The organism is Klebsiella sp. R445 (genome assembly GCF_051131755.1).
In the GTDB taxonomy this organism is placed as follows: Bacteria; Pseudomonadota; Gammaproteobacteria; order Enterobacterales; family Enterobacteriaceae; genus Klebsiella; species Klebsiella lignicola.
In genome coordinates, this window is the sequence record NZ_CP180446.1 from 4,453,595 (window position 1) to 4,468,634 (window position 15,040).

9 protein-coding genes, 1 tRNA gene, 3 rRNA genes and 1 other annotated feature (1 of these 14 only partly in view) are annotated in these 15,040 nt (G+C 52.3%); of the genes, 8 read left to right on the forward strand and 5 right to left on the reverse strand.

What is annotated here, in order from left to right; translation table 11 throughout:
* Nucleotides 1-110: a sequence feature (Phe leader region), on the reverse strand (it extends 15 nt beyond the left edge of the window).
* The 3 genes from pheL to bamD all read right to left on the reverse strand — a co-directional run bounded on the left by pheL (nucleotide 62) and on the right by bamD (nucleotide 1,560).
* Complete coding sequence (gene pheL, locus ACMYSN_RS21105) at nucleotides 62-109, reverse strand: pheA operon leader peptide PheL (RefSeq protein ID WP_125294913.1); 48 nt, start codon at nucleotides 107-109, stop codon at nucleotides 62-64. Its footprint overlaps the feature before it by 48 nt.
* A 106-nt stretch (nucleotides 111-216) precedes the next feature.
* Nucleotides 217-552, reverse strand: coding sequence for a ribosome-associated translation inhibitor RaiA (gene raiA / locus ACMYSN_RS21110; RefSeq protein ID WP_004866516.1), 336 nt, complete (start codon nucleotides 550-552; stop codon nucleotides 217-219).
* A 270-nt stretch (nucleotides 553-822) separates the two neighbouring features.
* A complete protein-coding gene (gene bamD, locus ACMYSN_RS21115; protein WP_100686641.1) occupies nucleotides 823-1,560 on the reverse strand; it encodes an outer membrane protein assembly factor BamD in 738 nt (245 codons plus the stop codon).
* 131 nt (nucleotides 1,561-1,691) lie between these two features.
* Here bamD and rluD point away from each other — a divergent pair, with 131 nt between their 5' ends.
* The 8 genes from rluD (at nucleotide 1,692) to ACMYSN_RS21155 (ending at nucleotide 13,230) form a co-directional block, all read left to right on the forward strand.
* On the forward strand, nucleotides 1,692-2,672 hold the full coding sequence (gene rluD / locus ACMYSN_RS21120; protein ID WP_462496064.1) for a 23S rRNA pseudouridine(1911/1915/1917) synthase RluD: 981 nt from the start codon (nucleotides 1,692-1,694) through the stop codon (nucleotides 2,670-2,672).
* Nucleotides 2,669-3,400, forward strand: coding sequence for a purine nucleoside phosphorylase YfiH/LACC1 family protein (gene yfiH, locus ACMYSN_RS21125; RefSeq protein WP_462496065.1), 732 nt, complete (start codon nucleotides 2,669-2,671; stop codon nucleotides 3,398-3,400). Before rluD ends, yfiH begins: the two co-directional genes overlap by 4 nt.
* Before the next feature lie 129 nt (nucleotides 3,401-3,529).
* On the forward strand, nucleotides 3,530-6,103 hold the full coding sequence (clpB, locus tag ACMYSN_RS21130) for an ATP-dependent Clp protease ATP-binding subunit (RefSeq protein WP_462496066.1): 2,574 nt from the start codon (nucleotides 3,530-3,532) through the stop codon (nucleotides 6,101-6,103).
* Between the two features lie 465 nt (nucleotides 6,104-6,568).
* Nucleotides 6,569-8,107: ribosomal RNA gene (locus ACMYSN_RS21135) — 16S ribosomal RNA — on the forward strand.
* Between the two features lie 85 nt (nucleotides 8,108-8,192).
* Nucleotides 8,193-8,268 (forward strand) — tRNA-Glu (locus ACMYSN_RS21140).
* A 218-nt stretch (nucleotides 8,269-8,486) separates the two neighbouring features.
* Nucleotides 8,487-11,391: ribosomal RNA gene (locus ACMYSN_RS21145) — 23S ribosomal RNA — on the forward strand.
* Nucleotides 11,392-11,485: 94 nt separating this feature from the next.
* A 5S ribosomal RNA gene (rrf, locus tag ACMYSN_RS21150) occupies nucleotides 11,486-11,601 on the forward strand.
* The 16S, 23S and 5S rRNA genes sit together here with 1 tRNA gene alongside, the layout of an rRNA operon.
* Nucleotides 11,602-11,931: 330 nt before the next feature.
* Nucleotides 11,932-13,230, forward strand: a complete 1,299-nt coding sequence (locus ACMYSN_RS21155) for an MFS transporter (RefSeq protein WP_123755429.1) — start codon at nucleotides 11,932-11,934, stop codon at nucleotides 13,228-13,230.
* A 4-nt stretch (nucleotides 13,231-13,234) separates the two neighbouring features.
* Here the strand turns inward: ACMYSN_RS21155 and ACMYSN_RS21160 are convergent, their stop codons facing one another.
* Both ACMYSN_RS21160 and pssA read right to left on the reverse strand, forming a co-directional pair.
* Complete coding sequence (locus tag ACMYSN_RS21160; protein ID WP_154144156.1) at nucleotides 13,235-13,558, reverse strand: YfiM family lipoprotein; 324 nt, start codon at nucleotides 13,556-13,558, stop codon at nucleotides 13,235-13,237.
* Between the two features lie 41 nt (nucleotides 13,559-13,599).
* Nucleotides 13,600-14,955 carry a CDP-diacylglycerol--serine O-phosphatidyltransferase gene (gene pssA, locus ACMYSN_RS21165; protein WP_123755427.1) on the reverse strand — a complete coding sequence of 452 codons (1,356 nt, stop codon included), beginning with the start codon at nucleotides 14,953-14,955 and terminating at the stop codon, nucleotides 13,600-13,602.
* Nucleotides 14,956-15,040 lie beyond the last annotated feature (85 nt).

Here is a 15,040-nt window from a genome sequence, read left to right on the forward strand (position 1 = left end):
CGTTTGGGAGGCCTTGTTGTTCGTCTTCGCATTCTTTATCACACGACGAATTGCCTCCCGTTCAGGGGAAGGTAAAAAAGAATGCGAAGAAGAACGGTAGTTGTTTCACGGTGATATCCTTTGGTTGATGGCAGTTACAGTACCCGTACTGTTTTCATTCTGTCAATAAAAAACGCGCCCGAAGGCGCGTGGCGTTACACAATATTAAGTTAAGGATTACTCTTCTTCTTCCACAAAGCCTGCCTCTTTCACCGATGTTGCGGCGCGGCGGGCTTCCCCTTTGTGTTGCACTTTATTCAGCTGCCGTTCCAGCTTGTTGATTAATTCGTTGATAGCGACGTACATATCTTCACTTCTTCCGCTGGCAACCAGGTGACCATTAGGCGTGTTAATGGTTGCGTCAGCGACAAAACCCTGCGGCTCTTTGGAAAGAATGATGTGCGGGTTGATTAAGTGGGTTTGCCATTTATCCAATTTGGCGAGACGGTCTGCGACGTGCTGGCGGATTGCCGGAGTAATTTCCATTTGTTTACTGGTAATGTTCATTGTCATAAATTTTACCTCTTGTCTTTCCCGTCTTGGTGAACTCAGCATACCTCGCCCAATGTCAAGATGTGTGATTAGGATCACATTTTAATGTCACTTTTTGTCAACGAATTCATTTTGTGAGGCAGGGCAGGAACAGGTGAGATTTTACTTGTCGAACAGGGGAAAGGGAGTCATATTTGATAGGATGTCTCGGCGCTAAAACGCTTCAGCTTTGGTGCCTGAGCAATAAAAAACGGCAGCTCATGGCTGCCGTTTTGCTTATCTGAAATGCGATTAGGTGTTTTTGCTGTTGGCCGCGATAATTTTCGCTACTTTATCGGCCTGGGCATTCATTTGCATCTGGCGATAGGCGTTTTCCATCTTCGGCAATGCATCGCGAGTGGCCTGTGTATCCGGATAGCTGCGCAACATGCCATCAACACGGTTCACAACGGCAACCCATGCACCACGGTCGGTGTAGTAATCCACCACTGACAGCTCGTACTTCGCCAGGCGATCCTTCAGGAACACCATGCGTTTGTAGGCATCGGTCGCATACTGGCTGTTCGGATAACCGCGCACCAGTTTGGAGAAGTCGTTAAAGGCATCGCGCGCGTGCTGTGGATCGCGGTCAGAACGATCGACCCCGAAGAAGCCTTGCAGCGCACTGTCATCCAGAGCCATATTTGTCAGACCACGCATATAAATGACGTAATCAATGTTAGGATGTGTCGGATTCAGACGAACAAAGCGGTCGATGGCTGCCTGAGCCAGCGGTAGATCGGCATTTTTGTAGTACGCATAAATCAGGTCGAGCTGTACCTGCTGGGAATAAGGACCGAACGGGTAGCGGTTATCCAACGCTTCCAGTTGCGTTATTGCCTGTTTCCAGTTACCGTCCTGCAGCTTTTGCTGAGCGGTCGCGTAGATTTCATTCGGCGGATTATCAGGCACCTCTTCCTTTGAGCCGGAGCAACCCACCAAAGCCAGGCTCAGTGTGGCCGCTGCCACCAGGTATTTCATGCGCGTCATGACGTTTTGACTTCCTCAAAATGTTTATGCGGGAGAATCTCTGTTCCTGCTCCCGATTAAGACCAGCTACAATAGCACACTATATTAAACGGCAAAGCCGTAAAACCCAACGTTAAACGAAGAAGCTGTATATGGCACAACGAGTACAACTCACCGCAACGGTGTCCGAAAAACAACTCGGACAACGCTTAGATCAGGCTTTGGCCGAAATGTTCCCTGATTATTCGCGATCGCGAATAAAAGATTGGATCCTTGACCAGCGAGTGCTGGTAAACGGCGCTGTCAGCGACAAGCCGAAAGAGAAAGTTTTAGGGGGAGAACTCGTCTCCATCGATGTTGAAATCGAAGAAGACGTCCGCTTCGAACCGCAGGATATTCCGCTCAATATCGTTTATGAAGATGATGACATCCTCGTCATTAACAAACCGCGCGACCTGGTTGTACACCCGGGTGCGGGCAACCCCGACGGTACTGTGCTGAATGCGCTGCTGCACTACTATCCGCCGATTGCCGATGTCCCGCGCGCGGGTATCGTGCACCGTCTGGATAAAGACACGACCGGCCTGATGGTCGTCGCGAAGACTATCCCGGCGCAAACTCGCCTGGTGGAATCGCTGCAGCTGCGTGAAATCACCCGTGAGTATGAAGCGGTGGCGATTGGCCACATGACTTCCGGCGGAACGGTGGAAGAACCTATCAGCCGTCACCCGACCAAGCGTACGCACATGGCGGTGCACCCGATGGGTAAACCGGCGGTCACGCACTATCGTATTATGGAGCACTTCCGTATTCATACGCGCCTGCGTCTGCGTCTGGAAACCGGTCGTACGCATCAGATCCGTGTGCATATGGCGCATATCACCCACCCGCTGGTGGGCGATCAGGTATATGGCGGCCGTCCGCGCCCGCCGAAAGGCGCTTCGGAAGCGTTCATCACCGCGCTGCGCAAGTTTGACCGTCAGGCGCTGCATGCGACGATGCTGCGTTTGTACCATCCGATCAGCGGTATTGAGATGGAATGGCATGCGCCTATTCCTCAGGATATGGTTGATCTGATTGACGCAATGCGTGCCGATTATGAAGACCACAAGGACGATATCGACTGGTTATGACTAAACTGATTGTACCGCAATGGCCTGTGCCGGAAGGCGTGGCGGCCTGTAGCTCCACGCGTGTTGGCGGCGTCAGCCTGCCACCGTACGATTCACTCAATCTGGGTGCCCATTGCGGAGACAATCTGCAGCATGTGGAAGAGAACCGCCGGCGGATGTTTGCCGCAGGCGGGTTACCGTCGTATCCGGTCTGGCTGGAGCAGGTGCATGGCACTGCCGTGCTGAAACTGGACGGCGGGCCATATGAGTCAAAGCGAGCGGATGCGTCATACTGTAATACGCCGGGCACGGTGTGTGCCGTGATGACCGCAGACTGCCTGCCGGTGCTTTTTTGCAATCGTGCAGGAACCGAAGTGGCCGCAGCACATGCCGGCTGGCGCGGATTATGCGACGGTGTGCTCGAAGCAACCGTCGCCTGCTTTGCCGATAAGCCAGAAAATATTCTGGCCTGGCTCGGCCCGGCCATCGGCCCCGAGGCGTTTGAAGTCGGTCCGGAAGTGCGCGATGCCTTTATGAGTAAAGACGAGAAGGCCGACAGCGCTTTTCGGCCGGTGGGTGAGAAATACTTTGCCGATATTTATCAGCTTGCCCGCCAGCGCCTGGCTAACATGGGCGTGACGCAGATCTTCGGCGGCGATCGCTGTACGCTAAGCGAAAAGGATGATTTTTTCTCTTATCGCCGCGATAAGACGACAGGTCGTATGGCGAGTTTCATCTGGTTGAGATAACCTCGCGAGTCAAGACGATCCAGAAGGCAAACATATTTTTCGCATACTTCAGGTCTTTAACCTTGAATAATTGAGGGATGACCTCATTTAATCTCCAGTAGCAAATTTGACCTGTTTATGGGAGGAATTATGCGTCTGGATCGTCTTACCAATAAATTCCAGCTTGCTCTTGCCGATGCCCAGTCTCTTGCACTTGGGCACGACAACCAATTCATCGAACCTCTTCATCTAATGAGCGCCTTGCTGAATCAGGAAGGGGGATCGGTACGTCCTTTATTAACGTCTGCTGGCATTAACGCCGGAGAGTTAAGCACAAGCATCACTCAGGCGTTAAGCCGTTTACCGCAGGTGGAAGGCACCGGTGGCGATGTGCAGCCGTCTCAGGATCTGGTGCGTATTCTGAATCTTTGCGACAAGCTGGCGCAAAAGAGGAAGGACAACTTTATTTCGTCAGAACTGTTCGTTCTGGCGGCGCTTGAATCACGCGGTACGCTGACCGACCTTTTAAAATCTGCCGGAGCAACAACCGCCAATGTGACTCAGGCGATTGAACAAATGCGCGGAGGTGAAAGCGTGAACGATCAGGGTGCCGAAGACCAACGTCAGGCATTGAAGAAATTTACGGTCGATCTGACCGAGCGGGCTGAACAAGGCAAACTGGATCCGGTGATTGGCCGTGATGAAGAGATTCGTCGGACAATCCAGGTCTTGCAGCGACGCACTAAAAATAACCCGGTTCTGATTGGTGAACCCGGCGTCGGTAAAACCGCCATCGTGGAAGGACTGGCGCAGCGTATCGTCAACGGTGAAGTACCGGAAGGGCTGAAAGGTCGCCGTGTACTGGCGCTGGATATGGGGGCGCTGGTAGCCGGGGCGAAGTATCGTGGTGAGTTCGAGGAGCGTCTGAAAGGCGTCCTGAACGATCTCTCCAAACAGGAAGGTAACGTCATTCTGTTTATTGACGAGCTGCACACCATGGTGGGGGCAGGGAAAGCAGACGGCGCAATGGATGCCGGCAATATGCTGAAACCTGCACTGGCACGTGGTGAGCTGCACTGCGTCGGCGCGACCACGCTCGATGAGTATCGTCAGTATATTGAAAAAGATGCTGCGCTGGAGCGTCGTTTCCAGAAAGTGTTCGTGGCTGAACCGTCAGTGGAAGATACCATCGCGATTCTGCGTGGTTTAAAAGAGCGTTACGAGCTGCATCACCATGTGCAGATCACCGACCCGGCGATCGTCGCAGCCGCAACGTTGTCGCATCGCTATATTGCTGACCGTCAGTTGCCGGATAAAGCCATCGACCTGATCGATGAGGCCGCGTCCAGTATTCGTATGCAGATTGACTCGAAGCCGGAAGAGCTCGACCGACTCGACCGCCGTATTATCCAGCTCAAGCTGGAACAGCAGGCGTTAAAGAAAGAGGCCGATGAGGCCAGTCTGAAACGGCTGGATATGTTGAATGAAGAGCTGGCGGATAAAGAGCGTCAGTATTCAGTATTAGAAGAAGAGTGGAAGGCGGAAAAAGCGTCACTCTCCGGAACCCAGACCATCAAAGCCGAGCTGGAACAGGCGAAAATCGCGATTGAGCAGGCGCGGCGCGTCGGTGACCTCGCGCGGATGTCTGAGTTGCAGTACGGCAAAATTCCGGAACTGGAGAAACAGCTTGCGGCTGCCACCCAGTCGGAAGGCAAAACCATGCGTCTGTTGCGAAACAAAGTGACCGATGCGGAAATTGCCGAAGTGCTGGCCCGCTGGACCGGTATTCCGGTAGCGCGAATGATGGAAGGTGAGCGTGAAAAACTGCTGCGGATGGAGCAGGAGTTGCACAGTCGAGTGATCGGTCAGAACGAGGCGGTTGAAGCGGTATCCAACGCGATTCGTCGTAGCCGTGCCGGGCTGTCTGACCCTAACCGTCCAATCGGATCGTTCCTGTTCCTCGGCCCAACCGGTGTCGGTAAAACCGAGCTTTGCAAAACGCTGGCTAACTTTATGTTCGACAGCGACGATGCAATGGTGCGTATCGATATGTCGGAGTTTATGGAGAAACACTCCGTCTCGCGTCTGGTCGGTGCGCCTCCGGGATATGTCGGCTATGAAGAAGGGGGCTATCTGACCGAAGCGGTACGCCGCCGTCCGTATTCCGTCATTCTGCTGGATGAAGTCGAAAAGGCCCATCCGGATGTGTTCAACATTCTGTTGCAGGTGCTGGACGACGGCCGTCTGACCGATGGGCAGGGGCGAACGGTCGATTTCCGTAATACGGTGGTGATCATGACCTCCAACCTCGGTTCGGATCTGATTCAGGAGCGTTTCGGGGAGCTGGATTACGGCCATATGAAAGATCTGATTCTGGGTGTGGTTAGTCAGAACTTCCGCCCGGAATTCATCAACCGTATCGATGAAGTGGTTGTCTTCCACCCGTTGGGTGAAAAACACATTGCTTCTATTGCGCAGATCCAGCTGCAGCGTCTGTACAAACGTCTGGAAGAACGTGGTTATGACGTTCATATGTCCGATGAGGCGCTGAAACTGCTGAGCGCGAATGGTTACGATCCGGTATATGGTGCGCGTCCGTTAAAACGCGCTATCCAGCAGCAGATCGAAAACCCGCTGGCGCAGCAAATTCTTTCCGGTGAGTTAATTCCTGGTAAAGAAGTGCAGCTGGTGGTTAAAAACGACCATATCGTCGCAGTGCAGTAAATCACAAAACGACAAAAACGGGCCCAATGGGCTCGTTTTTGTTTAAAAACCAGGCAAGAATTAAAGTTCGAACGCAATATTGCTTAATAAGTAAGCGAACGAATTGTTTTTGTGAATTTAAACTTGTCACGTCAGAATTACTGCCTATAATGCGCCTCCACTGACACGGAACAACGGCAAACAAGCCGACGGGTCAGCAGGGTTCTTCGCTGAAAGCCAGCCGAGTTACCCGGCAGAGAAAAGCAAAAATAAATGCTTGACTCTGAGGCGGGGAAGCGTATTATGCACACCCCGCGCCGCTGAGAAAAAGCGAAGCGGCACTGCTCTTTAACAATTTATCAGACAATCTGTGTGGGCACTCAAAGTGACATGGATTCTTAGCGTCCTCGGACGAAAAATGAATGCCAAGTCTCTGAGTGAACATACGTAATTCATTACGAAGTTTAATTCATGAGCATCAAACTTAAATTGAAGAGTTTGATCATGGCTCAGATTGAACGCTGGCGGCAGGCCTAACACATGCAAGTCGAGCGGTAGCACAGAGAGCTTGCTCTCGGGTGACGAGCGGCGGACGGGTGAGTAATGTCTGGGAAACTGCCTGATGGAGGGGGATAACTACTGGAAACGGTAGCTAATACCGCATAACGTCGCAAGACCAAAGTGGGGGACCTTCGGGCCTCATGCCATCAGATGTGCCCAGATGGGATTAGCTAGTAGGTGGGGTAATGGCTCACCTAGGCGACGATCCCTAGCTGGTCTGAGAGGATGACCAGCCACACTGGAACTGAGACACGGTCCAGACTCCTACGGGAGGCAGCAGTGGGGAATATTGCACAATGGGCGCAAGCCTGATGCAGCCATGCCGCGTGTATGAAGAAGGCCTTCGGGTTGTAAAGTACTTTCAGCGAGGAGGAAGGCATTAAGGTTAATAACCTTGGTGATTGACGTTACTCGCAGAAGAAGCACCGGCTAACTCCGTGCCAGCAGCCGCGGTAATACGGAGGGTGCAAGCGTTAATCGGAATTACTGGGCGTAAAGCGCACGCAGGCGGTCTGTTAAGTCAGATGTGAAATCCCCGGGCTCAACCTGGGAACTGCATTTGAAACTGGCAGGCTTGAGTCTTGTAGAGGGGGTAGAATTCCAGGTGTAGCGGTGAAATGCGTAGAGATCTGGAGGAATACCGGTGGCGAAGGCGGCCCCCTGGACAAAGACTGACGCTCAGGTGCGAAAGCGTGGGGAGCAAACAGGATTAGATACCCTGGTAGTCCACGCTGTAAACGATGTCGACTTGGAGGTTGTTCCCTTGAGGAGTGGCTTCCGGAGCTAACGCGTTAAGTCGACCGCCTGGGGAGTACGGCCGCAAGGTTAAAACTCAAATGAATTGACGGGGGCCCGCACAAGCGGTGGAGCATGTGGTTTAATTCGATGCAACGCGAAGAACCTTACCTACTCTTGACATCCAGAGAACTTAGCAGAGATGCTTTGGTGCCTTCGGGAACTCTGAGACAGGTGCTGCATGGCTGTCGTCAGCTCGTGTTGTGAAATGTTGGGTTAAGTCCCGCAACGAGCGCAACCCTTATCCTTTGTTGCCAGCGATTCGGTCGGGAACTCAAAGGAGACTGCCAGTGATAAACTGGAGGAAGGTGGGGATGACGTCAAGTCATCATGGCCCTTACGAGTAGGGCTACACACGTGCTACAATGGCATATACAAAGAGAAGCGACCTCGCGAGAGCAAGCGGACCTCATAAAGTATGTCGTAGTCCGGATTGGAGTCTGCAACTCGACTCCATGAAGTCGGAATCGCTAGTAATCGTAGATCAGAATGCTACGGTGAATACGTTCCCGGGCCTTGTACACACCGCCCGTCACACCATGGGAGTGGGTTGCAAAAGAAGTAGGTAGCTTAACCTTCGGGAGGGCGCTTACCACTTTGTGATTCATGACTGGGGTGAAGTCGTAACAAGGTAACCGTAGGGGAACCTGCGGTTGGATCACCTCCTTACCTGAAAGAACCTGCCTTTGTAGTGTCCACACAGATTGTCTGATGAAAAGTAAATAGCAAGGCGTCTTGCGATTGAGACTTCAGTGTCCCCTTCGTCTAGAGGCCCAGGACACCGCCCTTTCACGGCGGTAACAGGGGTTCGAATCCCCTAGGGGACGCCACTTGCTGGTTTGTGAGTGAAAGTCGCCGACCTCAATATCTCAAAACTGGTTCTCCGGAATCACGTTTGAGATATTTGCTCTTTAAAAATCTGGATCAAGCTGAAAATTGAAACGACACACTGTTTCCTTTCTCCGTAATAAGAAAGGAAAAGCAGTGTGTTCGAGTCTCTCAAATTTTCGCAATGCGAACTGTTTTACGAAACAGCTTCGGGTTGTGAGGTTAAGCGACTAAGCGTACACGGTGGATGCCCTGGCAGTCAGAGGCGATGAAGGACGTGCTAATCTGCGATAAGCGTCGGTAAGGTGATATGAACCGTTATAACCGGCGATTTCCGAATGGGGAAACCCAGTGTGTTTCGACACACTATCGTTAAGTGAATACATAGCTTAACGAAGCGAACCGGGGGAACTGAAACATCTAAGTACCCCGAGGAAAAGAAATCAACCGAGATTCCCCCAGTAGCGGCGAGCGAACGGGGAGGAGCCCAGAGTCTGAATCAGCGCGTGTGTTAGTGGAACGGTCTGGAAAGTCCGGCGGTACAGGGTGATAGCCCCGTACACTAAAATGCACACGTTGTGAACTCGAAGAGTAGGGCGGGACACGTGGTATCCTGTCTGAATATGGGGGGACCATCCTCCAAGGCTAAATACTCCTGACTGACCGATAGTGAACCAGTACCGTGAGGGAAAGGCGAAAAGAACCCCGGCGAGGGGAGTGAAAAAGAACCTGAAACCGTGTACGTACAAGCAGTGGGAGCCTACTCGTTAGGTGACTGCGTACCTTTTGTATAATGGGTCAGCGACTTATATTCTGTAGCAAGGTTAACCGTATAGGGGAGCCGCAGGGAAACCGAGTCTTAACTGGGCGTTAAGTTGCAGGGTATAGACCCGAAACCCGGTGATCTAGCCATGGGCAGGTTGAAGGTTGGGTAACACTAACTGGAGGACCGAACCGACTAATGTTGAAAAATTAGCGGATGACTTGTGGCTGGGGGTGAAAGGCCAATCAAACCGGGAGATAGCTGGTTCTCCCCGAAAGCTATTTAGGTAGCGCCTCGTGAACTCATCTTCGGGGGTAGAGCACTGTTTCGGCTAGGGGGTCATCCCGACTTACCAACCCGATGCAAACTACGAATACCGAAGAATGTTATCACGGGAGACACACGGCGGGTGCTAACGTCCGTCGTGAAGAGGGAAACAACCCAGACCGCCAGCTAAGGTCCCAAAGTCATGGTTAAGTGGGAAACGATGTGGGAAGGCACAGACAGCCAGGATGTTGGCTTAGAAGCAGCCATCATTTAAAGAAAGCGTAATAGCTCACTGGTCGAGTCGGCCTGCGCGGAAGATGTAACGGGGCTAAACCATGCACCGAAGCTGCGGCAGCGACACTATGTGTTGTTGGGTAGGGGAGCGTTCTGTAAGCCGTTGAAGGTGGCCTGTGAGGGTTGCTGGAGGTATCAGAAGTGCGAATGCTGACATAAGTAACGATAAAGCGGGTGAAAAGCCCGCTCGCCGGAAGACCAAGGGTTCCTGTCCAACGTTAATCGGGGCAGGGTGAGTCGACCCCTAAGGCGAGGCCGAAAGGCGTAGTCGATGGGAAACAGGTTAATATTCCTGTACTCGGTGTTACTGCGAAGGGGGGACGGAGAAGGCTATGTTAGCCGGGCGACGGTTGTCCCGGTTTAAGCATGTAGGCGGGAAGTTTAGGTAAATCCGGACTTCTGTTAACGCTGAGGTGTGATGACGAGGCACTACGGTGCTGAAGTAACAAATGCCCTGCTTCCAGGAAAAGCCTCTAAGCATCAGGTAACATCAAATCGTACCCCAAACCGACACAGGTGGTCAGGTAGAGAATACCAAGGCGCTTGAGAGAACTCGGGTGAAGGAACTAGGCAAAATGGTGCCGTAACTTCGGGAGAAGGCACGCTGATGGTAAGTGAAGCGACTTGCTCGTGGAGCTGAAATCAGTCGAAGATACCAGCTGGCTGCAACTGTTTATTAAAAACACAGCACTGTGCAAACACGAAAGTGGACGTATACGGTGTGACGCCTGCCCGGTGCCGGAAGGTTAATTGATGGGGTTATCCGTAAGGAGAAGCTCTTGATCGAAGCCCCGGTAAACGGCGGCCGTAACTATAACGGTCCTAAGGTAGCGAAATTCCTTGTCGGGTAAGTTCCGACCTGCACGAATGGCGTAATGATGGCCAGGCTGTCTCCACCCGAGACTCAGTGAAATTGAACTCGCTGTGAAGATGCAGTGTACCCGCGGCAAGACGGAAAGACCCCGTGAACCTTTACTATAGCTTGACACTGAACATTGAGCCTTGATGTGTAGGATAGGTGGGAGGCTTTGAAGCGTGGACGCCAGTCTGCGTGGAGCCAACCTTGAAATACCACCCTTTAATGTTTGATGTTCTAACGTAGACCCGTGATCCGGGTTGCGGACAGTGTCTGGTGGGTAGTTTGACTGGGGCGGTCTCCTCCCAAAGAGTAACGGAGGAGCACGAAGGTTAGCTAATCCTGGTCGGACATCAGGAGGTTAGTGCAATGGCATAAGCTAGCTTGACTGCGAGCGTGACGGCGCGAGCAGGTGCGAAAGCAGGTCATAGTGATCCGGTGGTTCTGAATGGAAGGGCCATCGCTCAACGGATAAAAGGTACTCCGGGGATAACAGGCTGATACCGCCCAAGAGTTCATATCGACGGCGGTGTTTGGCACCTCGATGTCGGCTCATCACATCCTGGGGCTGAAGTAGGTCCCAAGGGTACGGCTGTTCGCCGTTTAAAGTGGTACGCGAGCTGGGTTTAGAACGTCGTGAGACAGTTCGGTCCCTATCTGCCGTGGGCGCTGGAGAATTGAGGGGGCTGCTCCTAGTACGAGAGGACCGGAGTGGACGCATCACTGGTGTTCGGGTTGTCATGCCAATGGCATTGCCCGGTAGCTAAATGCGGAAAAGATAAGTGCTGAAAGCATCTAAGCACGAAACTTGCCCCGAGATGAGTTCTCCCTGACTCCTTGAGAGTCCTGAAGGAACGTTGAAGACTACGACGTTGATAGGTCGGGTGTGTAAGCGTAGCGATACGTTGAGCTAACCGATACTAATGAACCGTGAGGCTTAACCTTACAACGCCAAAGCTGTTTTGGTGAGCAGAGAGAAGATTTTCAGCCTGATACAGATTAACTGGGGTGCTTTTTGGCATCCTGGTAACAGAATTTGCCTGGCGGCAATAGCGCGGTGGTCCCACCTGACCCCATGCCGAACTCAGAAGTGAAACGCCGTAGCGCCGATGGTAGTGTGGGGTCTCCCCATGTGAGAGTAGGGAACTGCCAGGCATCAAATAAAGCAAAGGGCTCAGTCGAAAGACTGGGCCTTTTGTTTTTTCTGCGATTTATTCCCACGAAAGTCTCCATTCATCATAAAAGCACGCGGGATTCACTCTTCCCGACAACATAAAAGCCTGCTGCCAGCGCCTCCTCACCATATTTCACTTTATCCCAGGCCATGTTTTAGCGTTAATCCCGAAAACCAGATGACGGGAAAAAATGTGAATTCATTCACATATAATTAAATAACAATTATATAACATTTGGTTTACTAATTGATTTGTCTCAGTGACGTGGAACGCCCAGACAGATTGCAGTCCTTGCTGGAGCAGAATAACAATGGCAGAAAGTAGTCTTAACGAACGAGGCTCGCTGGAGCACAGCGACACTCGTCGTCGCATATGGGCAATTGTCGGTGCATCATCGGGTAATCTGGTTGAATGGTTTGATTTTTATGTCTACTCATTCTGCTCTCTCTATTTTGCACACATCTTTTTTCCTTCAGGAAACACAACCACCCAGCTATTACAAACCGCCGGGGTTTTTGCCGCAGGCTTCCTGATGCGCCCCATTGGTGGGTGGCTGTTCGGCCGTATCGCTGACCGCCGTGGTCGTAAAGCCTCAATGCTCATTTCCGTTTGCATGATGTGTGCGGGATCGTTGGTCATTGCCTGTTTACCCGGCTACGAAACCATCGGCACCTGGGCTCCGGCACTGCTACTCGTCGCGCGCCTGTTTCAGGGGATCTCAGTCGGAGGGGAATACGGGACCAGCGCAACCTATATGAGTGAGGTCGCTGTCGAAGGCAAAAAAGGTTTCTACGCATCATTCCAGTACGTCACGTTGATCGGCGGACAGTTACTGGCCGTACTTGTGGTCGTGGCCTTACAACAAATTCTCAACGATGAACAACTGCATGCATGGGGATGGCGAATCCCATTTGCACTAGGGGCCGTTCTCGCCGTCGTCGCCTTATGGTTGCGTCGCCAGCTGGATGAAACCTCTAAGCAAGAGACTCGTGCGTTAAAAGAGGCGGGTTCTTTCAAAGGGCTATGGCGCAACCGCAAAGCCTTTATGATGGTGCTGGGCTTTACCGCTGCAGGGTCGTTAATTTTTTATACCTTTACGACCTATATGCAGAAATATCTGGTCAATACGGCAGGGATGAGCGCCAGTACCGCAAGCGTAATCATGACCGCGGCACTGTTCGTCTACATGCTGGCGCAACCGCTGTTCGGGGCGCTGTCGGATAAAATTGGTCGTCGGACATCAATGATCTGCTTTAGCGCATTAGCTACGCTCTTTACGGTACCGATTTTGAGCGCCTTACAGAATGTGACCTCACCTTATGCTGCATTTGCGCTGGTGATCTGCGCGTTGATGATTGTGAGTTTTTATACTTCGATCAGCGGTATTCTGAAAGCGGAGATGTTCCCGGCGCAGGTCCGTGCGTTAGGGGTCGGTCTGTCCTATGCGGTGGCGAATGCGTTGTTTGGCGGTTCAGCTGAGTACGTTGCGTTGTCGCTGAAATCAGTTGGGATCGAACACGTCTTCTACTGGTACGTCACCGTGATGTGCGCCATCGCGCTGCTGGTCTCTCTGATGCTGCACCGTAAAGGCAAAGGGCTGAGACTCTAGGGTATTACTGATGCGCCAGTTGCCACACGGCATAGCCCGTCGTGGCACCGGCGACATCCCATGCGAAGTCTTTCCAGCTCCAGCCGCTTCCCGCCGGGCGGCTGTCCCACAGCTCTTTCGATGCGCCCAGACTGACGGAAAACATAAAGCCAATTGCTGCACTGCGGTCGCGGCTGTAGCCCTGGTGTTGAGCATACTCATTCCCGGCGGCCGAGAGCATCGCCGACGCAATAAAGTGCTGAGCTTTATCCTGGCCGCGCCACGAATCGTTGGCCATATGGCTACAACCGGTGAGCAGCAATGGGGCAAGAAGGATGATATTACGCATACACATTCCAGAAAAAAGCCCCGGCAATGCGGGGCAGATGTTCAGAGAATACGGCTGATCAGTCGATCAATACGAATACGCCTCAGGCGGCGAATCAGTTTTCGCACTTTAACCGGATAATCGGCGATGCTTTGCAGATCGCGATAGTGTTTAACGATGGTCGTATGCTCGCGGATCAGATGCAGCTCTTTTTCGCGCATCGCGCCCAGCTGTTGCTGCGGATCGTGAATGAGGATGGCGTTTTCCAGATCCAGGCGCCAGGCACGCGGATTGAGGTTATTACCGGTCAACAACATCCACTCATCATCAACCCACATCCCTTTCAGGTGATAGCTGTTGTCCTCATCCTTCCACAGTCGCACTACCAACTGGTCTGTATTGACATAATACTGCAGCCGGCTCAGAAAACGGCGGAGGTTAATTTCATACAGATACGGGAGCGCCCCGATAATCTTAAACGGCTGATCTTCCGGAATATAGAAGTCATTCGCCGTTTTATCGCCAACGATAATCTCGACTTTCTTGCCGCTACGCAGCAGCTGGATGATATTACGCACCAGCAGCGCGGGAAGGTTGAAGTAGGGGGTGCAGATAGTCAGCTTATGCTCAGCGCAGGGCATAAGGTGGAAAATGGTTTTGTTCAGCAGACTTGATTTACCAAGACCAACCAGCGGCGTGACCGACAGCCGATCGTCATCAGCATTGCCGACAAAATGGTAGCTGCTGTCACGCAGGTCCTGGCGATACTGACGGATCTCATTCTTGATTTCCGGGCTTTTCGGGCGGCTGGCGCTGTCGAGGCGGTTAACACCACGACCCTGAACCAGGTTGTGATCGACCCAGTCGAACATCACATCCGCCATTTTGGCGTTGCGAATACACTGGTAACGATCGTAACGATATTTATCGTGCTGATGCAGATAGACATCGTTCAGACTTGCGCCGCTGTAGAGGACGCAATCATCGATGATAAAACCTTTATAGTGGAGCACACCCAAGGCTTCTCGGGTATTGACCGGCACGCCATAGACCGGGACATTGACGCCAGGATTCTCCTGCGCCATACGACAGTACCAGTCAGCATTGGTATTTGCCGCAGCTGCGCCGATACGCCCGCGTTGGGCGCGGTGCCAGTCAACCAGAATGCGTACATCTAACTCCGGACGCTGGCGTTTGGCGTCGTACAGTGCCTGCAGAATTCCTTTGCCGCCATCATCCTGCTCGAGATAGAGCGCAATAATACAAATACGCTGGGTGGCGTGGGCTATCTTTGCCAGTAACGCCTGACGAAAATCCGCAGGCGCGTAATAGAACTCGATATCATCAACTGACTGAGAAAGCTTAGGGAGTTGGGCAAGGTGTTGTTGATGTTTATTACGCTTAAATTTTGACAACATCACAGTGCGTTTCTTCTCTGTTTATTGAAGGGTCTTCTGTACCATGCAGACGACGTAAGCGGGCAATAATAACATTACTGTTCGC

Coding starts and splice junctions, on each gene's coding strand:
- raiA (WP_004866516.1), bottom strand. CDS start 552: ATGACAATGAACATTACCAGTAAACAAATGGAAATTACTCCGGCAATC.
- bamD (WP_100686641.1), bottom strand. CDS start 1,560: ATGACGCGCATGAAATACCTGGTGGCAGCGGCCACACTGAGCCTGGCT.
- rluD (WP_462496064.1), top strand. CDS start 1,692: ATGGCACAACGAGTACAACTCACCGCAACGGTGTCCGAAAAACAACTC.
- yfiH (WP_462496065.1), top strand. CDS start 2,669: ATGACTAAACTGATTGTACCGCAATGGCCTGTGCCGGAAGGCGTGGCG.
- clpB (WP_462496066.1), top strand. CDS start 3,530: ATGCGTCTGGATCGTCTTACCAATAAATTCCAGCTTGCTCTTGCCGAT.
- ACMYSN_RS21155 (WP_123755429.1), top strand. CDS start 11,932: ATGGCAGAAAGTAGTCTTAACGAACGAGGCTCGCTGGAGCACAGCGAC.
- ACMYSN_RS21160 (WP_154144156.1), bottom strand. CDS start 13,558: ATGCGTAATATCATCCTTCTTGCCCCATTGCTGCTCACCGGTTGTAGC.
- pssA (WP_123755427.1), bottom strand. CDS start 14,955: ATGTTGTCAAAATTTAAGCGTAATAAACATCAACAACACCTTGCCCAA.